Origin of the sequence: Sporosarcina sp. FSL K6-6792, assembly GCF_038004885.1 — a bacterium.
Taxonomy (GTDB): domain Bacteria; phylum Bacillota; class Bacilli; order Bacillales_A; family Planococcaceae; genus Sporosarcina; species Sporosarcina psychrophila.
Genome location: NZ_JBBOSA010000001.1, coordinates 3472378 through 3492490, shown reverse-complemented (window position 1 = coordinate 3492490; position 20113 = coordinate 3472378). Strand labels below are relative to the sequence as shown.

24 protein-coding genes and 1 riboswitch are annotated in these 20113 nt (G+C 44.6%); of the genes, 9 read left to right on the top strand and 15 right to left on the bottom strand.

Features of this window, described 5'->3' with window-relative positions; all coding sequences use genetic code 11:
* Window position 1 precedes the first annotated feature (1 nt).
* The 4 genes from MKZ26_RS17095 to MKZ26_RS17080 all read right to left on the bottom strand — a co-directional run bounded on the left by MKZ26_RS17095 (window position 2) and on the right by MKZ26_RS17080 (window position 5040).
* Window positions 2–997, bottom strand: a complete 996-nt coding sequence (locus MKZ26_RS17095; protein WP_338654927.1) for a FecCD family ABC transporter permease — start codon at window positions 995–997, stop codon at window positions 2–4.
* Entirely contained in the window at window positions 990–1955 is a 966-nt protein-coding gene (locus MKZ26_RS17090) for an ABC transporter substrate-binding protein (protein WP_340766902.1), read from the bottom strand. The genes MKZ26_RS17095 and MKZ26_RS17090 overlap by 8 nt, the downstream gene beginning before the upstream one ends.
* A 119-nt stretch (window positions 1956–2074) precedes the next feature.
* Window positions 2075–2259, bottom strand: a riboswitch (cobalamin riboswitch).
* 673 nt (window positions 2260–2932) lie between these two features.
* Window positions 2933–4600, bottom strand: coding sequence for an arginine--tRNA ligase (argS, locus tag MKZ26_RS17085; RefSeq protein WP_067213227.1), 1668 nt, complete (start codon window positions 4598–4600; stop codon window positions 2933–2935).
* Window positions 4597–5040 carry a DUF1934 domain-containing protein gene (locus MKZ26_RS17080; RefSeq protein ID WP_067213229.1) on the bottom strand — a complete coding sequence of 148 codons (444 nt, stop codon included), beginning with the start codon at window positions 5038–5040 and terminating at the stop codon, window positions 4597–4599. The genes argS and MKZ26_RS17080 overlap by 4 nt, the downstream gene beginning before the upstream one ends.
* 159 nt (window positions 5041–5199) lie before the next feature.
* On the opposite strand from MKZ26_RS17080, the gene MKZ26_RS17075 reads away from it, so the two are divergent.
* Window positions 5200–7257, top strand: coding sequence for a transglycosylase domain-containing protein (locus tag MKZ26_RS17075; RefSeq protein WP_187045948.1), 2058 nt, complete (start codon window positions 5200–5202; stop codon window positions 7255–7257).
* 602 nt (window positions 7258–7859) lie between these two features.
* On the opposite strand, the gene MKZ26_RS17070 is transcribed toward MKZ26_RS17075, so the two are convergent.
* Window positions 7860–8390 carry a YwhD family protein gene (locus tag MKZ26_RS17070; RefSeq protein WP_067213234.1) on the bottom strand — a complete coding sequence of 177 codons (531 nt, stop codon included), beginning with the start codon at window positions 8388–8390 and terminating at the stop codon, window positions 7860–7862.
* A 68-nt stretch (window positions 8391–8458) separates the two neighbouring features.
* On the opposite strand from MKZ26_RS17070, the gene MKZ26_RS17065 reads away from it, so the two are divergent.
* Window positions 8459–8644: a 2-hydroxymuconate tautomerase gene (locus MKZ26_RS17065; RefSeq protein WP_067213235.1), complete on the top strand. Its 186-nt coding sequence runs from the start codon at window positions 8459–8461 to the stop codon at window positions 8642–8644.
* Between the two features lie 297 nt (window positions 8645–8941).
* Here MKZ26_RS17065 and MKZ26_RS17060 read toward each other — a convergent pair whose 3' ends face one another.
* On the bottom strand, window positions 8942–9448 hold the full coding sequence (locus MKZ26_RS17060; protein ID WP_340766900.1) for a YwgA family protein: 507 nt from the start codon (window positions 9446–9448) through the stop codon (window positions 8942–8944).
* A gap of 12 nt (window positions 9449–9460) precedes the next feature.
* Window positions 9461–10759 carry an HD domain-containing protein gene (locus MKZ26_RS17055; protein WP_067213241.1) on the bottom strand — a complete coding sequence of 433 codons (1299 nt, stop codon included), beginning with the start codon at window positions 10757–10759 and terminating at the stop codon, window positions 9461–9463.
* A gap of 182 nt (window positions 10760–10941) precedes the next feature.
* Here MKZ26_RS17055 and MKZ26_RS17050 point away from each other — a divergent pair, with 182 nt between their 5' ends.
* Window positions 10942–11580, top strand: a complete 639-nt coding sequence (locus MKZ26_RS17050; RefSeq protein WP_067213244.1) for an RsfA family transcriptional regulator — start codon at window positions 10942–10944, stop codon at window positions 11578–11580.
* Here MKZ26_RS17050 and MKZ26_RS17045 read toward each other — a convergent pair.
* The 3 genes from MKZ26_RS17045 to pta are packed head-to-tail and all read right to left on the bottom strand — an operon-like array spanning window position 11567 to window position 13636.
* Window positions 11567–11773 (bottom strand): hypothetical protein, encoded by a 207-nt coding sequence (locus tag MKZ26_RS17045; protein ID WP_340766899.1) that lies wholly within the window; start codon window positions 11771–11773, stop codon window positions 11567–11569. The two genes, MKZ26_RS17050 and MKZ26_RS17045, sit on opposite strands and share 14 nt — an antisense overlap.
* A gap of 33 nt (window positions 11774–11806) precedes the next feature.
* Window positions 11807–12649, bottom strand: a complete 843-nt coding sequence (locus MKZ26_RS17040; protein WP_187045952.1) for a lipoate--protein ligase family protein — start codon at window positions 12647–12649, stop codon at window positions 11807–11809.
* Window positions 12650–12664: 15 nt separating this feature from the next.
* Window positions 12665–13636 carry a phosphate acetyltransferase gene (pta, locus tag MKZ26_RS17035; RefSeq protein WP_340766898.1) on the bottom strand — a complete coding sequence of 324 codons (972 nt, stop codon included), beginning with the start codon at window positions 13634–13636 and terminating at the stop codon, window positions 12665–12667.
* Window positions 13637–13812: 176 nt separating this feature from the next.
* On the opposite strand from pta, the gene hemQ reads away from it, so the two are divergent.
* The 3 genes from hemQ (at window position 13813) to gerQ (ending at window position 15463) form a co-directional block, all read left to right on the top strand.
* Window positions 13813–14562 carry a hydrogen peroxide-dependent heme synthase gene (gene hemQ, locus MKZ26_RS17030; RefSeq protein WP_067213253.1) on the top strand — a complete coding sequence of 250 codons (750 nt, stop codon included), beginning with the start codon at window positions 13813–13815 and terminating at the stop codon, window positions 14560–14562.
* Between the two features lie 106 nt (window positions 14563–14668).
* Window positions 14669–15088, top strand: coding sequence for a cell wall hydrolase (locus MKZ26_RS17025; RefSeq protein WP_067213257.1), 420 nt, complete (start codon window positions 14669–14671; stop codon window positions 15086–15088).
* Between the two features lie 24 nt (window positions 15089–15112).
* Entirely contained in the window at window positions 15113–15463 is a 351-nt protein-coding gene (gene gerQ, locus MKZ26_RS17020; protein ID WP_067213261.1) for a spore coat protein GerQ, read from the top strand.
* 50 nt (window positions 15464–15513) lie between these two features.
* Here the strand turns inward: gerQ and MKZ26_RS17015 are convergent, their stop codons facing one another.
* Genes MKZ26_RS17015 through MKZ26_RS16995 form a run of 5 tightly spaced genes read right to left on the bottom strand, consistent with a single transcriptional unit; the run spans window position 15514 to window position 17923 of the window.
* Window positions 15514–15894, bottom strand: a complete 381-nt coding sequence (locus tag MKZ26_RS17015) for a DUF423 domain-containing protein (protein ID WP_067213264.1) — start codon at window positions 15892–15894, stop codon at window positions 15514–15516.
* A 55-nt stretch (window positions 15895–15949) separates the two neighbouring features.
* Complete coding sequence (locus MKZ26_RS17010; RefSeq protein ID WP_187045953.1) at window positions 15950–16213, bottom strand: YwdI family protein; 264 nt, start codon at window positions 16211–16213, stop codon at window positions 15950–15952.
* Entirely contained in the window at window positions 16210–16386 is a 177-nt protein-coding gene (locus tag MKZ26_RS17005; RefSeq protein WP_067213269.1) for a uracil-DNA glycosylase, read from the bottom strand. The genes MKZ26_RS17010 and MKZ26_RS17005 overlap by 4 nt, the downstream gene beginning before the upstream one ends.
* A 49-nt stretch (window positions 16387–16435) precedes the next feature.
* Window positions 16436–17122 (bottom strand): uracil-DNA glycosylase, encoded by a 687-nt coding sequence (locus tag MKZ26_RS17000; protein ID WP_340766897.1) that lies wholly within the window; start codon window positions 17120–17122, stop codon window positions 16436–16438.
* Window positions 17123–17128: 6 nt separating this feature from the next.
* Window positions 17129–17923: a DUF4230 domain-containing protein gene (locus MKZ26_RS16995; protein WP_340766896.1), complete on the bottom strand. Its 795-nt coding sequence runs from the start codon at window positions 17921–17923 to the stop codon at window positions 17129–17131.
* A gap of 64 nt (window positions 17924–17987) precedes the next feature.
* On the opposite strand from MKZ26_RS16995, the gene MKZ26_RS16990 reads away from it, so the two are divergent.
* The 3 genes from MKZ26_RS16990 to MKZ26_RS16980 all read left to right on the top strand — a co-directional run bounded on the left by MKZ26_RS16990 (window position 17988) and on the right by MKZ26_RS16980 (window position 20110).
* Window positions 17988–18254, top strand: a complete 267-nt coding sequence (locus MKZ26_RS16990; protein WP_340766895.1) for a hypothetical protein — start codon at window positions 17988–17990, stop codon at window positions 18252–18254.
* Between the two features lie 60 nt (window positions 18255–18314).
* A complete protein-coding gene (thiD, locus tag MKZ26_RS16985) occupies window positions 18315–19148 on the top strand; it encodes a bifunctional hydroxymethylpyrimidine kinase/phosphomethylpyrimidine kinase (RefSeq protein ID WP_340766894.1) in 834 nt (277 codons plus the stop codon).
* Window positions 19149–19759: 611 nt separating this feature from the next.
* Entirely contained in the window at window positions 19760–20110 is a 351-nt protein-coding gene (locus tag MKZ26_RS16980; protein WP_340766893.1) for a YojF family protein, read from the top strand.
* Window positions 20111–20113: the final 3 nt, after the last annotated feature.

Here is a 20113-nt window from a genome sequence, read left to right as displayed (position 1 = left end):
TTCACATGCCTCCTTTCCTCCGTTGTTTATAGAAGATAAATGCAAATACGGGTGCACCGATAAACGCTGTGATGACACCGACCGGAAGTTCTGTCGGCGAAATGATTGTCCGGGCAATTAAGTCGCAAATGATGAGCAACGTTGCACCGTTCATGAACGATAATGTCAGGAGATGGCGATGATCAGATCCCCAAAGAAGCCGCGTCATATGCGGAACGACTAGACCAACAAAGCCAATCGTGCCGGACACCGCGACTGCCGAACCTGTCAGGATGGATCCACCAATCAAAATGGCAAACTTACGGCGTTTGACGTTGACACCTAAATGATGCGCTCGTTCTTCTCCAAATAACATCGCATTTAATTCGCGGCGATTCAGCCACAGCATGAATGAACCTACGACGACGAATGGCAAAATCATCGTAATATAATTCCATCCCCGCATTGATACACTGCCGAGTAGCCAACCAATAATTTGACGCAACTCTTCCCCTGTGAGCGCTATCATAAGTGATAGTACAGAACCGAGGAAAGAACCGAAAATGATTCCAGTCAAAATAATTGTTTCCATTTTCATCGCTCGGTCAACGAGGCGTGCAAATCCAAGAACGAGGAACATTGTTAATGCAGCACCAACCATACTGAATATAGGAAGCGTATAAGTGCCTAAAAACGGGATAGAAATACCAAAAAAGAGCGTCATAACAGCACCGACCGAGGCGCCGGATGACACTCCGAGGGTGTATGGATCAGCGAGCGGATTTTTCAGCAACCCTTGGAAAGCAGCTCCCGAAATCGCGAGCGATGCGCCGACAAGTCCGGCAAGCACGACACGCGGCATACGAATCTTCCACAAAATATTGGTAGCTGTTGCATCCGCCTCCGCATTCCATAATGTACTAATCGGTATTTTCACAGACCCGATTGACACACCGAGCCACACCGCCACAACGAGTGCGGCGGCGGAAACGATGTAGGCAACGCTGGATTTACTCACCGAAAGCCTCAGGGTAGATGGCTTTTGCTATTTCTTCAAGCCCTTCAGCAAGACGTGGGCCTGTACGGCTCGTGATATTCTCTTTAACTTGAACAACAGCTTTTTCTTTAATTGCCGTAATCGTATCGAAACCTGGGCGTGCATAAACGTCTGCAACTGCCGTTTCGATATAATCATACAACACGATAATTACATCCGGATTACGGTTAATAATTTCTTCCGGAGCTATCATAAACCAGTCTTCCTGATCAGCAGCAATATTTTCAGCACCGATCATTTCTAGCATTTGATCCATAAATGTATTTTTTCCTGGTGTGTAAATGTCTGGTGCTGGCGATGTTTCAACGAAAACTGTTTTTTTATTGTCGACTGTTACTAATTTCGCCAATACTTCTTCTACTTTTGCTTTCATATCCGTAATGATTTTTTCTGCTTCTACTGTTTTACCAGTCGCTTGACCGATTGTTTCAATCGTTGTGTACGTTTCTTCGAAATTTGCTGCATTTTTTACAACAAAGACTGGGATTCCTGCATCGCGGATTTGTTGCAGTCCTTCTTTGCCTTTTCCAAGTCCTGATTCATGTGCAAAAACAATTTCAGGGTTCATGGAAACGATTTTTTCGACGTTGAAATCCTGGCCGCCGATTTTCTCTTTTTCAAGTGCTTCTGCTGGATAATCATCGTAGTCATTGACGCCGACAATCGCATCCCCAAGACCTAGTTCAAACAATATTTCCGTGTTGCTTGGCACCATAGAAACGATTGTTGCCGGTGCAGTTTCCAGGGTAATATCATTGCCAACCGAGTCCGTTAGCGTAAGTGGGAATTCAGCTTTAACCACTTCGGCTTCCGGTGTCCCATCTACTTTCGGCTTATCTGGTGTTGCAGCTGTTCCACATGCTGCGAGCAAGAATACTGCCAAAAATGCCGTTAATCCTAATTGCCAAATCTTTTTCATGTTGTTTTCCTCCTGTTTGTTCCAAATAAAAATCCCCCGTAATTGCTACGGAGGAATAAGCTGAGTAAAAATCTGGACGCACAGTGACGTCGATTTTCACTAATCCTATCCTCGTAGGGTACGTGTGATCCATAAAGGCAGGTCTCCTGGCTCGTGTTCAAGGCTTGCCGCGTCTTCCCGGAACTTTTTCCAGTGACACATTGCGACTAACTCACACTTACAGTGGCGGGACCGCGCCGGCATTGAACCGACTTCCCTTTTAACCCCGTTTTTAATGCGGGGCACCTTTATGTTTGGTATGTATTTTGTACAACTTTCAGTATACTACAAATTTTTATTGTGTCGATAGTGAGGGAGATTTGTAGATTTAGATATGTTGAATTAAAGAATCCCGTTGAATCTGTTGTGTCGCTCGATGATGAGAGAGTTTTAATTCGGCGTGTGAATTACAGATCGCTTGGCGCTTTGGGGATGCCTCTCGCCATGAGCCTGGATTGACGCTTCGCATCCAGTCTCATGGCTTCGGCTACCCCTTTGACGCGCTTGCGCTGGAGTGTACATTATTGAAAGTGATTTTGAGATGTTTGGACTGAGATTATAATGTGAGTACTATTTTATACTAATTTCATTGAAGAGAGACATACTACGAGCTACAGGTCTTTTCCCCGACAATGCAATGTGCATTCTATTATATAGACTATCCAGCGAAGGCACGCCTTCGTGGTAGCCGGAGCGATAAGACTGAAAGCGGTCTTCTTTCTGGCTTATCGCGGGAGGCATCCACAAAGCGTCGAAGCGATATAAGCAGGATTTCTAATTCATTCCAGGTAGTTGGACTTATTCAGCGGCCTTCCAAAAGCCCTTGTAAAAGAGCATGCATCGTATTCATTTGTTCAACATATAGAGAGAGAATATCTGCATGTGAAAAACGCCGTACTTGAGAGATAACAATCTCTCAAGTACGGCGTTCAATTTTATTACATCTTTTCTGGAGCAGAAACACCAATAAGTTTCAATGCATTTGCAATTGTTGTGCGTGTGATTGTAATTAGTGCCAGACGTGCTTCCGATAATTCGCGGTTGTCTGGATCTAATACTTTTTCTGCGTTATAGAAGCTATGGAATGTAGCCGCTAGTTCTTGGATATATGTTGCAACGCGGTGTGGTGAACGAATTCTCGCTGCATCACTGATTACTTGCGGGAAGTCACCGATTTTCTTCAGTAATTCCAACTCTTTTTCAGCTTGCAATAAAGAAACATTATCCACAGATACAGCCATGCCATTTTCATCAGCTTGGCGCAAGATTGATGAAATCCGTGCATGCGCATATTGTGCGTAGTACACAGGGTTTTCATTCGACTGAGAAATCGCTAGATCTAGGTCGAAGTCCATCTGCGAGTCACCTGAACGCATGGCGAAGAAGTAACGGACTGCGTCCAGACCAACTTCCTCAACTAGCTCACGCAAGGTTACGGCTTTCCCCGTACGTTTACTCATCTTGAACTTTTCACCGTCTTTATATAACTGAACCATTTGTACGACGCTGACTTCGAGCGTGTCATTGCCGTAACCAAGCGCTTCGATTGCCGCTTTCATCCGTGGAATATAACCATGGTGATCTGCGCCCCAAATATTGATAAGTTTATCGAATCCGCGGAACAATTTATCCTCATGGTACGCGATATCCGGCGTCAAATACGTGTAAGTACCGTCGTTTTTGATTAACACACGATCTTTGTCATCACCGAAAGTTGTTGAACGGAACCATGTTGCGCCATCTTCTTCAAAGACATGGCCGTTGGCACGTAATTTATCAAGAGCAACATCGATTTTGCCGTTTTCATACAATGAAGTTTCAGAGAACCAGACATCAAATGACACACGGAAATTCGCAAGGTCTGTTTTTAGCTTCTCTAATTCATGCTCCAGGCCATATTGGCGGAAGAATGCATAACGCTCTTCATCTGGCGTGTTGACGTATTTGTCGCCATATTCAGCTGCCAGCATTTTACCGATATTAATAATATCCGGTCCTTGGTAGCCGTCTTCAGGCATTTCTTTATCCAACCCGAGTGCTTGGAAATAACGTGCTTCAACAGAATTGGCAAGGTTGTGCACTTGATTTCCCGCATCGTTAATGTAGTATTCACGTGCCACATCGTAGCCAGCGAAATCGAGAACGTTGGATAGAGAATCACCAAGAGAAGCTCCACGTGCATGTCCAAGGTGAAGGTCACCTGTCGGATTAGCAGAAACAAATTCAACTTGGACTTTTTGTTTATTGCCAAAGTTTGAACGGCCGTAGTTCTCGCCTTGTTCAAGAACGGTCTTGACGATGCCGCCTAAGTAATCCGTTTTTAATTTTATATTGATGAAACCAGGACCTGCAATTTCAATCGATTCGATCGAAGTACCATCCGTATTTAGTTTTTCAAGAATCGCTTCCGCAATTGCACGCGGCGGCTTTTTCGCTAACTTTGTCAGTTGCATAGCAATGTTCGTCGCATAATCGCCATTGTCTTTGTTATTAGGCGTTTCAAGCATAATGTCCGGTATTGCCGTTTCTTCTGCCAAACCCGCATCAATTACAGCTTGACGAAGTGCCACTTTTACCTCTTGTTGAATCTGTTCTACCGCGTTCATATTGTTCCCTCCGTGTATGTAATAGTCAGTTCGTATGTTCCAAGAAGCGATCCTTCTGCATGCAAATCGTAATGCACATTGAAGCGTCCTCCGGAATTGTCTTCTTGCTCCTTGAAATCGAGCTTGTCCGTTTTGACAACTAAGTCAAACGTCGCCGGTCCACTGCCGTACGTTCCTGGACGTTCCCCAGCTGCAACAAATGGCAATCGCATCGTAACTGCACCACGACGCATAATAAGTGCGTCTGTAGAATCCAATTTAACAATTGTTTGAATCGACTTTCCACTTTGTTGTTCTTCATATTTCAAATAAGATTTGCCTGCTTTTTCAATCAGCAAACCTTTTGCATTCAATTCATGCTTCTCCTCGTCTTGGCCTGGATGGCGAATTGACGAATGGAGCTTAATCGTTACATATCGCCCTTTTTCCCGCGATTCCATATACTCACTGTCCTTTTCATGAAAACATCTTCTTATTATATCCTTTTTACGGTCTACATTTCAATCTATCCGAGCAATGCATGTTTTTACGCATATTCCGTTTAATCTGTTTCCATGCGTCCCATACTAGATGCAAAGATATGGACGGGACGGGATCGTATGCAACGGACAGTATATGTGAAACAGAAAAAAAGACGCTCGGCATTACGAAGGCTGTTGCTGCTATCCGTCACGATGATAATGGCGGTGCTGACCATCTTCCTATCGCTCAGGCTCTATGCTCAAATTACAGGTGCACCTTCTTTAAGCGTGCCAAAAGCTTCTGTCTTTCTTGATAAAGATGGCAAGCAAATTGGCGACCGGTTTTCCGCGGAACGACGGTACTGGGTAGACCTCGATGACATGTCACCGTTTCTAATCGATGCAGTCGTTGCGACAGAAGACAAGAATTTTTATAGCCACAACGGTTTTGATTATAGACGGATTGCAGGCGCCCTTTTGAAAGATGCGAAATCCGGGCGCAAAGTCGAAGGAGCCAGCACAATTACCATGCAATATGCGAAAAACTTGTATTTGACGTTTGAAAAGACATGGAAACGGAAAATCACTGAAGCACTTTATGCCTATCGAATGGAAATATTTTACGAAAAAGATGTCATCTTAGAAGGTTATTTGAATACTGTTTACTTCGGACATGGCATGTATGGTGTCGAGGCGGCAAGTAAGTTTTATTTCGGAAAGTCAGCAAAAGATCTGACGTTAGAGGAATCCGCCGTTATTACTGCCATCGCGAAAGGTCCTTCGGTTTATTCGCCTATTGAAAATCCCGAGAAATCGAGGGAACGAACATTGCTGGTATTGTCACTTATGGAGGCGCAAGGGTACATTACTGCGCGCCAAGAAGAACGGGCGACGAACGAACAAATTACGTTAAAAAACCGCGAATGGGCTGACTCTAAGCGCGTTGCCCCTTATTTTCTGGATGAAGTGTGGCGCGAGGCTGAAAAAGTACTTGTGGCAAAAGGACGCTATCCGGCTGAAGGTGGTTGGACAATCCGGACAACGCTGGATCCACTTCACCAACAAGCCGCCGAAGAAACGATCGCTAAATGGATGCCGGATAGCGGTTTACAAGTTGGGTTCATGTCGATAGAAACAGGAACGGGTGCAATCACATCGCTCATAGGTGGGATAAATTATACCGAAAGCCCATTCAACCGGGCGACCCAAGCAAAGCGTCAGCCCGGCTCGGCGATGAAACCTATTTTGTATGCAGCTGCACTCGAAGATGGGTTCAGTCCACTGACATTTTTATCGACGGAAAAAACCATTTTCACTTATGATGAAGGCCGTTCGACGTATGAACCAAACAATGTGAACGGTAAATTTGCTGGCCACCCTATCTCGCTTGCGCAGGCACTGGCTATTTCCGATAATATTTACGCGGTGAAAACGCTTGAAGATATCGGTTATAAGAAATTCAGCAAAATGGCTGAACGTCTTGGCGTTGACGGTGAATTCGAAGAATCTCCTGCAACCGCACTTGGCACTTCGCTTGTCACACTTTCTGACATGACGAATGCCTATAACCGAGTTGCGTCAGGCGGTATCGAAACAGTCCCAACGACGATTCTATCCATATCAGATGCAGACGGAAAAACGGTCTATGAACATCCGAAGAAGAGCAAGAAACATGTCATCAGTGAACAGGATGCATTCGTTCTCACTCATCTGATGACTGGTATGTTCGATCCAGTGTTCAACGATTATTCTACTGCCACTGGTTTATCTATGCGCTCAAAACAGACGCGGCCCTATGCAGCAAAATCTGGAACGACGATTTCGGATCAATACTTAATTGGCTACACCCCTTCACTAACGGCGGGGATTTGGACCGGATATGATGTCGGAAAGCAACTGACCGACACGACGGATAAAGCGGCATCGAAAAAAATATGGATCGACTTCATGGAGACCGTAAATCGCGGTCTTCCACCCGAACCGTTCATCCCTCCGAATGGAGTCAATGGCGTCATTATTGACGTTGACACAGGTGGTATCGCTGTAAATGAATGCGAGAAACAAAGGCTTGTTTATGTAAAAGAAAAGGATATGCCGCAAAAGCTATGTACGGATAAAGTGTTACGAGAACAGCGCACAGTAGGCGAAACTGACGGGAAGAAGTTTGAACTATTTCCGTTTTCATTTTTTGAGTGATTTTGGTGTTGAGGATATGATCGGTTCGCGCGGAATATGATCGGGCGGCGCTGGTTATGATCGGGTCGAGCGGGATATGATCGGGCGACACTCGTTATGATCGGTTTGCGCGGGATATGATCGGGTCGCGTGGGATATGATCGGGCGGCGCTGGTTATGATCGGGTCGCGCGGAATATGATCGGGCGGCACTGGTTATGATCGGTTCGCGTGGGATATGATCGGGCGGCACTGGGTTATGATCGGTTTGCGCGGGTTATGATCGGGCGGCGCTGGTTATGATCGGTTATCGCGGGATATGATCGGGCGGCACTGGTTATGATCGGTTTGCGTGGGATATGATCGGGCGGCGCTCCCGAATTCATCAAAATCAAAAAAGCTTTCCTCTCCCGAATTAAATCGGGGAAGGAAAGCTTTTTTACCGTTCAAGGCGTCCTGCTAAATGGTGTATCGCGCTTGGGTTTGTTTGATACGGTATTCATCAGGGAGTGCACGATTCCGGTTGTCCTAGCTTACAATTGCAAGCTGTGATTTCAGTGTACTGCCTTTCAAGCTGACATTCAACCTCGGATTGAGAAGTATGCGGAATTTGTCACTTTTTGTTCACAACTCCGGCGAATCCACACTCAAATCAACATGCAGTTTTGGTTCGCTTCTGTCCCACATTTCCTTGTTATGAGCAGCAAGGAATTCAGCTAAAATCTGCTTTGATTTATCATCCATATGATCAACAATGATATTCCGCTTCATCGATTTATCCATCCGATTAACGTGATCGGCAAGCACTTTATACCCTCGGCGTTTTTCACGATTAACGACCATTTCACACGCTGTAACGCCCGCATAATAAGGCCCTTGTTCGCGGAAATCGATTGTGACCCAGACAAGCCAATATGGTTTGCCACCTTCTGAATCTTCGCGGTTCAGCGTAAATTTGACACCGCGTTCTGTGTCGCTTCTAGCATGCATCGCACCTATTTCAATACGCGCAACGCCTTCATTGACATCGATAATAACAGGTGACACGTTTTCAAGTGACAACGAACCAATCCCATACCCGCCATGACCGTCAGTTGGATCGTCCTTTATAATTGTGAAACCCAATTTCTGTTTCGGTTTATTTTCATTTGTCATTTATTCGTCCCCTCCAAATCTGATACTATGTATACTATACCCAATATATACAGGGAGGGGGAAATGTAATGCCAATCGTAACTGTGAAAATGTTGGAAGGTCGTACAGATGAACAAAAACGTGCGCTATGCGAAAGAGTGACAGAAGCTGTTGCTGAAACAACTGGTGCACCTGCTCAAAATGTTTCTGTCATCATTGAAGAAATGTCGAAAAACCATTATTCCATCGCTGGAAAACGTCCAAGCGATCAGTAATTAATTTCAAAAAAGGCTGCCCCATGACGGAAAGTTTCCGACATGGGGCAGCCTTTTATTATTGTCCAGACTCCAAGCGTCAGCCCCTCGAGTCGCTTCTGTCCTAAAGATAAAGACAAAGAGCGTCTTTATTTTAGGCCATTCAGTAGGGAGGGATCGAACTGCATCCCTCCTACTTGTCGGGGCTTAACGACGCTTTCCGCTTGGGCCTGCAGGATGCAGGTCATGTAGCAGGGAGGGATTGAACTACATCCCTCCTTATTGCCGCAGGACGCGGCGAACTTAGGCTGCGTTCATTTACTGAACCGCGTACGTTTGAATTTCACTTATGAAGTCAAATGCAGCCGTCATCTCCTCCGCAGAGAAGTTCAGTTTATTTTTCACGATAAGGACTTTAGCGATTTGCTCGTCCTTGTCAAGATGATCAAAGTACAGCAATGTCGAAACGAGTTCGAGGAAACGGGAGCTCTTGACGTTCATGCTGTCGATGCAGGTTCCAAGCATTGCATGGGCATCACCTGCCATTTCGAGGAAACCCGCCCCCTCACCTGTCACTTGATAGCTATATTGGACGTACGATCCTTTGTCCGTACACTGCTCCGCCAGAAATCCCATCTCGCACAATTCCTCAATACGCAACGTTAATTCTTCCGAGTAGGGTCCGTACATGTGAAGCTCATATTTTTCAGCGAATGGGAAATTCATCTTTTTCGCAATATAAATCATTTTTTGTAACTTTTTTCGTCCAGTGACTTCATTTGCCATTGAGATGAATTGCACAATTTTAGCGTGTTCTGATAACACCTTCCCTCACACCTACCCTTTCAGCATATCTAAAATTCGGCCATACAGCGGATTTTGTTCTTTTCCTGCTTCCAAAACATCTTCCGGGAAATAGATTTTATGGTCTGTTCGTCTTTTACCCGAAATCGCATCTACGACATCCGATGAACGCGATAATTCGCTTAAGTCCCCATTTCGCATTTGTAAGTATATCGGTAAGCGTTCGTTTTCTTCACCTGGACCGTAAAAGTCGTAAGGTAAATCTGACGACGAATCTGTAACCAGGTAATAGGCCGGATCAATTCCTGCTTCCTTAAATAACTGCTCGAGTTCACCGATTTTCCGGTATTCTGTTGCCGGATCAAATTCTGCGTACTGGAACAATCTTCTATTGATAAACCGATAGCAAAGGTCCGACAAGATTGCGTCGTCTTCCTTCATCCACATTTGGAAATAGGTTAATAAAATACTTTCATCAAGCGCAATGTAATCTTCAAGCAGAAATGTCTTGTCGAAGAAAGAGCGGAAGTGGACAGGTTCTTGTTTAAAGATATACCCGCTTTCATGTAATTGCTTTGCACGATGTAAAATTTTGATCAAAATAACTTCAGCGCTACGTGACACTGGATGGAAATAGACTTGCCAGTACATCTGGTAACGGCTCATTATATAATCTTCCACTGCGTGCATACCGCTATATTTAATAACCGCCTGTTCTTCTGTAGGTCGCATGACACGCAGAATACGTTCCATATCGAAATGACCGTACGACACCCCTGTAAAATAAGCGTCACGCTGTAGATAATCCATCCGATCCGCATCAATTTGACTTGAAATCAGACTGACGACAAGCTTATCCGGATAGGTTTTCCCAATTATATCAGCCACTTTTTGTGGGAAATCGGGTGCCACACGACGAAGCACTGCATTTACTTCTGTGTCCCCTAACAAAATCGCTTGCGTAAATTGTTCATGATCGAGATCGAACACTTTTTCAAAGGCGTGCGAAAACGGACCGTGTCCTAGATCATGCAACAGCGCCGCACACATCGTTACTAGACGTTCCTCATTGTTCCATTCAGGCCTACCGCTGAAACCGTCGTCAATGATGCGTCTGACGATTTCATAGACACCGAGCGAATGGTGAAACCTACTATGCTCCGCCCCGTGAAATACGAGATACGTTGTGCCTAGTTGTTTGATCCGGCGAAGGCGCTGAAATTCACTTGTGCCAATAACGTCCCAAATCACTTTATCGCGCACGTGAATATAGCGATGCACAGGATCTTTGAAAACTTTTTCTTCGACCAGTTTTTCATCTTTGTATTCCATAGTGCACCTCCGTCAACTCATTCCCTTTAGTATAATCGTAAAAATGGTTCGTAGGAAGATGGAAAAAGGTTCATTTGAGTGAAAAAAAGATAGAATGCTTTTTTCATTATGAATAAAGTAACGAAATCCTGTCCACACTGACCGTAGAAAGAGACTATGAACATATGACTGGAGGCACGGAGATGGTGAAAGTTAGACAGGATGCTTGGATTGAAGAAAACGATACTTTATTAGCCGACACAGTACTACGACATGTTCGCGAAGGTAGTACACAGCTTAGCGCTTTCGAAGAAGTTGGGGACGCGCTCAACAGAACGGCAGCAGCTTGCGGGTTCAGATGGAACGCAGTTGTAAGACGTGATTATGAAAAAGAGCTTTCGGACGCGAAGAAAGAACGCAAACAAGCAATACGTGTACTTGGAAAAGACTTTAAACGACGGGGACAACAATTATATAGTCCTTCGCAAGGACTAGAGGAAGAACAAAAGATTTCCGTTCCATTATCAGCACTCTCACTCGATACGGTTATCGCATTTCTTGTCCGCATGCATCACACAGGCGTGGGAGATAACGAGTCACTTCGCTGGAGGCAAACTGCTAAAATCGCGAATGAAAAGTCGGAGCAACTCCAAAAAGAAATCGAAAAACTGCAACAGGAAAATAAAACCCTGCGCGCCGATTACGAACAATTTGTTCAAATTATGAACCGCGCACGCCGTCTCGTCACGCTAGATGATGATGCTGATCGCACAGCACCGGTTTTCAAAATGGAGCAAAATGGAAACCTAGTTTCAAAAGAACCGCCTATCAATCATCATTGATAGGCGGTTTTTCTTTGGTTTTGCTGGGGTGTTGTTTAGTTTTAGGAAGATGCTGTTTACTTTCGACGGAACGTTGTTTAGTTTTAGGATGATGTTGTTTACTTTCGACGGAACGTTGTTTAGTTTTAGGATGATGTTGTTTACTTTCGACGGAACGTTGTTTAGTTTGGCGAAAACGTTGTCTCCCCGCCAAATTAACGCTTTCTCCCACTACTAAACCGATTGTTCATCCGCGCGCCAGCATTTTTTGATTGCGTTCGAAGACTCGGTTCAAATAAAAGGTGTATAGTTCCATTTCTTCTGGTTTCAAGCCACCTATCTCCACATGATCCGCAAGCTCGCGCAACATAAGCTGGATACGAATAACGACATCGTTCACCGTGAGCGGCATGTCCAGAAGTTCTGACAGGGATGCCATCACTTCCGGTTTAATGACCGGGTAAGTAAACTTCGTTTCTTCCCCTTGCAAGCCCGTTTCGTAAAAATCACGGATTAGCTCAGCACGTTCCGCCCCGCTTCCTTCAACGCAAAGGTAGACTTGGACTGCGATACCTTGACGCAATCTACGCTGTGAAATACCGGCGAATTTGCGGCCATCAATGCTCAAATCATACGAGCCCGGACAGTATGACCCTACAATTTCATAGGCTTCAATGCGGTCTCCTGCTTCCGGAAAAAGCATACGAACAAATGCGAGCATTACTTCATAACCTGCTGGAATATCGATTGAAGAGTCGAGTTCAGATAGAACAATTGATATGTTTAATACACCTTCGTCAAGCACTACTGCAAGTCCACCTGAATTGCGGACAATCGCGTTATAACCAGCATTTTCAAGTGTCGAAACTGCTTCTGTAACATGCGGTAGCCGATGATCCTGGATACCGAGCACGACCGTTTGATTGTGCACCCATGTACGAACTGTCGGGACGCTTATCTGCTGGCCGACGAGATGACAAAGCGTATCGTCGGCGGCGAATGATTCTAGTGCGGAACGCGTACGGGTTGTCATGGATTCATCCACAAAACGCCATGTGGGAATAGTTAAAAAAGACTCATATGATATCATTCCAATTTCTCCTGCTCATAGACTTTGTGCCGCGGTTAACAAGGCAAGCTTGTAGACATCAGCAGCGGAACAACCGCGTGACAAATCATTTACGGGAGCGTTCAATCCTTGAAGAATGGGGCCAATTGCTTCGTAGCCGCCAAGACGCTCCGCTATTTTATAACCAATATTACCCGCTTCAAGTGATGGGAAAACGAAGACGTTCGCGTTACCTTTAATGACTGATTCAGGTGCCTTTTTCGCAGCAATTTCCGGAACATAGGCCGCATCAAATTGGAACTCACCGTCGAGTAGCAAATCAGGTGCAAGCGATTGAGCGATTTTCACCGCGTTCGCAACTTTTTCTGTTTCTTCCGTTACGGCAGATCCTTTTGTAGAGAAACTCAGCATCGCAACACGTGGATCGACTCCGAATGCCTGCGCAGTTTTGGCGCTTTCAATCGCAATTTCAGCCAATTCTTGCGCTGTTGGTGCAACCGTAATCGCACAATCTGCAAAGACGAGCCGTTCATCACCTTTCATCATAATAAAGGCCCCGCTAGTCCTTGAGATACCTGGCTTTGTTTTAATAATTTGAAGCGCCGGTCGTACGGTGTCTGCAGTTGAATGCGCTGCCCCACTCACCAATCCGTCCGCACGCCCTGTATAAACGAGCATCGTTCCAAAATAATTTACATCTGTCAATTGTTTACGTGCTTGCTCCAATGTCGCTTTGCCACCCCGACGTGCCACGAACTTTTCAACTAGTTCTTCAAAGTAAGAAACACTCAAGGGATCAATGACATCTATTTCCGAAATATCAATTCCTGCTTCAGTCGCGACTTCTTGCACTTCGGTTTCATTGCCAAGAAGAACTGGCTTCACAAGCCCTTCCCCTTGCAAGCGTGAAGCCGCTTCTAGTACGCGGATATCCGTTCCTTCCGGTAGGATGATCGTCTTTCTTTTACCACTTAAACTTTCTTTAATTCCTTTAAATAAATCAGCCATTAGAAATCCACCTTTCGCATACTCTCATGCTCTAAGCATACACCAATGATGCAGACGGTAAAAGCGTTTCACTTCATGTCAAATTCGTGACAACAGCGCTAGCAAAGGACGTTTTACAGCCTTCTATGCTACACTCATTTAAGAAGTTAATTCATAATGAAGGAGTTTGATTTCATATGATCGAAGCAGCAAAAACACTTGATGGTTGGTACGTTTTACATGATTTACGCTCGATGGACTGGGCATCTTGGAAATTAGTTTCAAAAGAAGAACGCCAAGCAGCAGTAGAGGAATTTCTTGTTTACCTTGAAAAACTTCAAAAAACAGATGACGATAAAACAGGAGCACATGCTTTCTATACAGTAATTGGCCAAAAAGCTGATTTCATGCTTATGACTTTGCGTCCGACAATGGACGAACTGCAGGAGCTTGAAACGGAATTCAATAAACTCGCAATCGCTGATTTCACGATTCCAGCGTATTCATACCTGTCAGTCGTTGAACTATCGAACTACCTTGCAGGCGAGTCCACTGATGATCCTTATCAAAACCCATATGTACGCGGACGTCTGTACCCAGAACTTCAACGTAGCCAATACATCTGCTTCTACCCGATGGACAAGAAGCGCGATGGCGATGTCAACTGGTACATGCTCGATATGGATAAACGCAAAGAATTGATGCGCGCACACGGTTTGATTGGCCGCAGCTACGCTGGAAAAGTGAAACAAATCATTTCCGGTTCTGTCGGTTTCGACGACTACGAATGGGGCGTTACACTGTTCGCGGACGACGTTCTTCAGTTCAAAAAGTTGATTTATGAAATGCGTTTTGACGAAGTAAGCGCACGCTACGCTGAATTCGGCTCATTCTTTGTGGGTACGATTTTAGAAGGCGACAAAAAAGCAGCATTTTTCAACATCTAAATCGTAAATTATATCGCCTGACTGTGACTTTGCAGTTAGGCTTTTTTGTATTTGGTAGGCATGTTTCATTCCAGCTGCGCATATGATTCCCCAAGGGGGTTGTGCCGTGGCAGTAATAAAGTACACGGATGCTGAACTGGATCTACTTGCACGGTTAATGCGCGCTGAAGCAGAAGGCGATGGCCAATTAGGCATGCTTTTAGTCGGTAATGTCGGAGTGAATCGCGTACGTTCCGGATGTCTCGATTTCAATGATATACGAAGTTTGCAAGATATGGTTTTCCAAAGTCCAGGAGGCTTCGAGGCTACGACGAAACCGTATTTTTATCAGCGTGCTCGCGAACTGGATCGAAATCTAGCAAGGCGCGTTGTCAACGGCGAACGTTTCACTCCGGGAGAACGATCATTATGGTTTTTCATGCCAACAGGAGATTGCCCGGCACAGTGGTATAACCAATGGAACACAGGTAGATTCAAGTCACACTGTTTCTTTTCCCCAACGGTTCAAGACTGCCCTAACCTGTAACTCAAAAGAAGAAAGGATGAAGAAATGGTCCAATACTATTGGAATCCGCCCTATCAAAATCAGCATGTCACACCGCCGCAAGTAACGCTTCCAGCTGGAGGTAGGCCACCCGGACCACCCGGACGTGAACAGTCATACATCGAAAATATTTTACGATTAAACAGAGGCGAACCTGGAACTTTCCATTTTTCATTCGAACATGCACTGGACTCTGGTAAAAATACGAAAACCGTACGTGGTACCGTAGAGGCTGCTGGACGTGACCATGTTATCTTAAGTGATTCGACAACAGGACATCGTTTTCTATTTCCTATGATTTATTTTGATTATGCTGAATTTGATAATGAAGTGAAGTATTTTCCACAACAGCCCTGAATTTAAAAAATCTTCCGCGAGCCTCGTATAGGGCCTCGCGGAAGATTTTTTTAGTTTGAAAATTTAATAGCTGCAACAATCAGCATGATCCAGCCTGCGATGAATGCAACGCCACCGATTGGTGTGATAGCACCGAGTATGCCGATTCCCGTGAGGCTCAGTACATACAGACTACCAGAGAAAATGATGATACCCGCGAGGATCAAATAACCTGCCCAGCTTAGCTGTGTGACTGGTCCAAAAAGCGATGGACTCATAAGAATTCCGATTGCAAGCAAAGCGAGTGCGTGAAACATTTGATACTGTACAGCGGTTTCCCAAATTGCTAAATAATGTTCGGATAGTTTCTCTTTTAAAGCGTGAGCGCCGAATGCACCAAAGGCGACGGCGATGGCTGCGTTAACAGCCCCTGCAATAATGAAAAATGGCATATAAGCTCCTACTTTCTTATTATGATTTCAATATATCAGCATTTCGAATCGTCTATCAAAAATCAAATAGCGAGCCGCCGTTTGCATCCTCTTCTTCAAGCAGTTTACCTTCCAACGATGTGATTGACTGCACAGCGCTAGTGGTTGTAAGCATTTTAGGAACAATTTTCTCTTCACGCTTACTTTGCCCACCGAGTGCAACTTCGCAAAGTGATCTGACGGCGGAAAACGCTTCCCGCATCGTACTTTCATCATTGGCGCGCCTCGCAACACTTAGTTGCCGCTCCATTTCAGAGATAATCCGGTCGTATGGTATCACTGTTTAGTGTCCCCTTTCTTCTGTTCAAATTGCAAACAGTCCATGCCAGACGATCTCCTCACGACGACCGATGGCATTTCTCGCGTTTTAAAACCATATGCTTTGCAGCCACGTGGATTTCGCTGATCCCATGTTATGAAGAAATGTTGGCATTGAAAACAATTCACTGCCACAATGCTCCACCTCTTTTCTCTCTCAACTTTAGCACTATCACCGTTCTACTTACAGCACGCCGCCTATTCGGCACCAGTCAATCGGCGTCTCATTCCACGATTCAAGCAACTGATTGGTCTTCGAATACGGACGGCTACCGATGAAACCGCGACTCGCGCTTAACGGGCTTGGATGAACCGATTCGATGATTGCGTGTCGCGATACATCAATGAGTTTCTTCTTTTCTTGCGCAGGACGGCCCCATAAGACGAAGACGATTGGATTTTCTCGCTCCGACAAACGCCGGATTACTTCATCCGTAAACGTCTCCCACCCTTGTTTGCGATGTGAATGCGCTTGTCCATCCCTTACAGTAAGTACCGTATTTAACATGAGTACGCCTTGTTGCGCCCACCCCGTCAATGTCCCGCCCTCTGGCAACGGACAATCGATATCAGTTGCGAGTTCCTTGAACATATTGCGAAGACTAGGCGGTATTTTGACGCCGGGCTTCACGGAAAAGCTTAATCCATGTGCTTGCCCAGGTCCATGATACGGATCTTGTCCTAATATAACGACCTTTACCTCATTAAAAGGAGTCAATTTAAATGCAGTCCACAAATCATCCATCTGTGGATGAATCATTTCTTCCTCGTATTCCTTCTTCAGGAATTCACGCAACTTACTATAGTAGGGTTTCTCGAATTCATCATTCAAGACTTCATCCCAATCGTTACCGAAAAGTTCCTTATGCACAACCCATCACTGCTCCTTGAATTCAATCGTCACATCGTAGCCTGCAAATGAAAACATTTCTTTTAGTGTTTTCTCGGCATTCTGCTGCGCCGTTAGCAAGACACCTTGTCCTGTGGCTTCTTCCAATATAAGCACTTTTGCTTCAGCCGCTAGTTCATAGGCCTCTTCAATATTCGCTTTTTCTCGGAAGACTCCTTCGTAGGAATACACTTCAACTTTATCAAAATAAATTTCTGCTCCTCCTAAAAAGCTAGCAGGCGGCAAAGTAAGTTTTGCTGTTTTTTTCTTTTCATCGACAACGACATCTTTTTCCGTAAGGCCGGACATGTCGACACCAGCTTTCACTGATCCTGGAATAACAACCAACAACTGCCGTTTCGTTCCTGGTAAATTGAGTCCGATGCTTTGTCCAAACAATGTATTATCTTGTCGTTCAATGATAACCTTGGTATAAGCTTCAGCAGTTGCGAGTTCGTTCAAGTCTTGGATTTGTTCAAGGAATGCGCCTTTTTGTTCTGTAAATGTGCTCCCTTGTTTTAAAATGAAGAATGTTGCAAACGGCAAAGCGACAATCAACAGTAAAATTAGAAGGGCAATTGCGATGAACGACTTTTTCCATACCGAAAAAAACACTTTCCCGACACGCCAAAATCCGTGCGGACGGTCTTCTACTTCTTCTATCGTCACTGCTGTTTGTTCTTTGGAAGCTTTTAATTCTTTCATTAGCTGTTCGATTTTCTTGTCATCCGCCACTTCATCCCTCTTTTCCTCTTTTTCCGACACTATCTTATACGTTAACATTATAGGAAAGTTCCCTTTCAAACAACTAGAAAGACATGGTACGATTGTATGGGAGGGATGCGACATGGCTGATATGCAATTACGCGACAAAATGAAAAAAGTTTCTGAAGCCGCGAAACATGGTAACTGCGTGCCGGAACGTTCTAAAAACGCTGGACTTATCGTTTTCCTTATCTTTATAGGGTGTGGAATTATCGTCATTTTAGCTCTTGCAATCGGGCTTATGATAAGCAAAAACTTTATCGGTGCTGCTGTGATTTGTAGTATTGCGGCACTGCTCACATACTCCGTTTTCAAAATGATGAAAGCTGATAACATCGGACAATTGTAATTTCCGATTTTTTTGATAAGATTAAGTTAGAATTTATCCAAAAAAGGAGACAGACCAATTATGACGCTTAAAAAGACTTTAACAATCGCAGGATCCGATACATCAGGCGGCGCAGGGATTGCTGCGGACTTAAAAACATTCCAAGAGCACGGTACATATGGAATGACAGCAATTACGGTCATCGTGACAATGGATCCAGACAATAATTGGTCACACGGCGTTTACTCATTGCCAGTCGATGTTTTGAAATCGCAAATCAAAACTGCACTTTCAACAGGAATCGATGCCATTAAAACTGGCATGCTTAGCACAGAAGAAATTATCAAAATTGCAGGAAACGCGATTTCAGAATCAGGCCTCAGTCATGTAGTCATCGACCCAGTTATGGTTTGTAAGGGTGAAGACGAAGTGTTGAATCCTGGAACAGTAGACGCAATGGTTGAGTTCCTTCTTCCAAAAGCAGAAATTGTAACACCGAACTTGTTCGAAGCAGGACAACTTGCTGGCACAAAAACCCCGACAACGATTGAAGATATGAAAGCAGTTGCAGAAAAAATCCATTCACTAGGCGCTCGCAATGTTGTCATCAAAGGCGGCAAACAGCTTGACCACGATAAAGCCGTGGATCTGTTCTTTGACGGCCAAACGTTCACTCTTCTTGAAGCGGAAAAAACAGCGACAACTTACAATCACGGCGCAGGCTGTACGTTTGCCGCAGCAATCACAGCCAACTTAGCAAATGGCCTAGATGTAAAAGAATCTGTATTTGAGGCGAAAAAATTCGTCACAGCAGCCATTGCAAACGGCTGGAAACTGAACGAATACGTCGGACCTGTTATGCACGGAGCGAAAAACCGTTTCGGCGCACCTGAAATCACAACAACTGAAATTTAATAACGTTATTTCAATTAAAAGACCAAGAGCTGTTGTCTCTTGGCCTTTTTTTGTTCTGTTTGTTGGACGCTTTCTGTAGATGGTTGGACACTTCTATAAATCTATTGGACACCTCGAGGAGTTTGTTTGACACTTCACGAATTTCGTTGGAAACTTCACGGTTTGTTGGACTCTTCTACAAATCTGTTGGACACCTCGAGGAGTTTGTTTGACACTTCACGAACTTCGTTGGAAGCTTTACGGTTTGTTGGACACTTCCCGTGAATGGTTGAACACTTCTATAAATCTGTTGGACACTTTGAGGAGTTTGTTTGACACTTCACGAACTTCGTTGCAAGCTTTACGGTTTGTTGGACTCTTTACGAGAATGGTTGGACACTTCTACAAATCTGTTGGACACCTCGAGGAGTTGGTTAGACACTTCACGAACTTCGTTGGAAGCTTTACGGTTTGTTGGACTCTTCCCGTGAATGGTTGGACACTTCTTCAATTTCGTCGGAAACTCCTCGATTCGTCGAACGCTCTTCACGTCAAGACCCATGAATCGCATTCAACAGCCCCTTTCTATATACTAAAGAGAAGAACGTTTACAGTTTTAAGGAGGGCTATTCATGGAATTAGTAAAACCAGATCATTTACAGGAACTCATAACTTCTTTTGTTAATAAAGATGTGTACATCCATCTTGAAACAACGAACGGCTCATATGCTACCCACTTCAATGAAAGTGTTTTCAACGCTGGAGCATTCATTCGCAATATCGTTATCAAATTCGAACTCGGTAAAGTGGCTGGCGATTCGCCTCACCGCATCGGATTAAAACTGCCATCTGGCTGGATTTATGCGCAAGGCATCACTCATTATAAACTCGACGAACACGGGCGTTTGCTTATGGCGGGACTCGATTCAGAAGGAAAACTTGCAGTCGCACTTGAAATCAGCGAAACACCATTCACATATTAATTA

Coding starts and splice junctions, on each gene's coding strand:
- MKZ26_RS17090 (WP_340766902.1), bottom strand. CDS start 1,955: ATGAAAAAGATTTGGCAATTAGGATTAACGGCATTTTTGGCAGTATTC.
- argS (WP_067213227.1), bottom strand. CDS start 4,600: ATGAACGCGGTAGAACAGATTCAACAAGAGGTAAAAGTGGCACTTCGT.
- MKZ26_RS17080 (WP_067213229.1), bottom strand. CDS start 5,040: ATGGAATCGCGGGAAAAAGGGCGATATGTAACGATTAAGCTCCATTCG.
- MKZ26_RS17075 (WP_187045948.1), top strand. CDS start 5,200: ATGCAACGGACAGTATATGTGAAACAGAAAAAAAGACGCTCGGCATTA.
- MKZ26_RS17070 (WP_067213234.1), bottom strand. CDS start 8,390: ATGACAAATGAAAATAAACCGAAACAGAAATTGGGTTTCACAATTATA.
- MKZ26_RS17065 (WP_067213235.1), top strand. CDS start 8,459: ATGCCAATCGTAACTGTGAAAATGTTGGAAGGTCGTACAGATGAACAA.
- MKZ26_RS17055 (WP_067213241.1), bottom strand. CDS start 10,759: ATGGAATACAAAGATGAAAAACTGGTCGAAGAAAAAGTTTTCAAAGAT.
- MKZ26_RS17050 (WP_067213244.1), top strand. CDS start 10,942: ATGGTGAAAGTTAGACAGGATGCTTGGATTGAAGAAAACGATACTTTA.
- MKZ26_RS17040 (WP_187045952.1), bottom strand. CDS start 12,649: ATGATATCATATGAGTCTTTTTTAACTATTCCCACATGGCGTTTTGTG.
- pta (WP_340766898.1), bottom strand. CDS start 13,636: ATGGCTGATTTATTTAAAGGAATTAAAGAAAGTTTAAGTGGTAAAAGA.
- hemQ (WP_067213253.1), top strand. CDS start 13,813: ATGATCGAAGCAGCAAAAACACTTGATGGTTGGTACGTTTTACATGAT.
- gerQ (WP_067213261.1), top strand. CDS start 15,113: ATGGTCCAATACTATTGGAATCCGCCCTATCAAAATCAGCATGTCACA.
- MKZ26_RS17015 (WP_067213264.1), bottom strand. CDS start 15,894: ATGCCATTTTTCATTATTGCAGGGGCTGTTAACGCAGCCATCGCCGTC.
- MKZ26_RS16995 (WP_340766896.1), bottom strand. CDS start 17,923: ATGTTAACGTATAAGATAGTGTCGGAAAAAGAGGAAAAGAGGGATGAA.
- MKZ26_RS16990 (WP_340766895.1), top strand. CDS start 17,988: ATGGCTGATATGCAATTACGCGACAAAATGAAAAAAGTTTCTGAAGCC.
- thiD (WP_340766894.1), top strand. CDS start 18,315: ATGACGCTTAAAAAGACTTTAACAATCGCAGGATCCGATACATCAGGC.
- MKZ26_RS16980 (WP_340766893.1), top strand. CDS start 19,760: ATGGAATTAGTAAAACCAGATCATTTACAGGAACTCATAACTTCTTTT.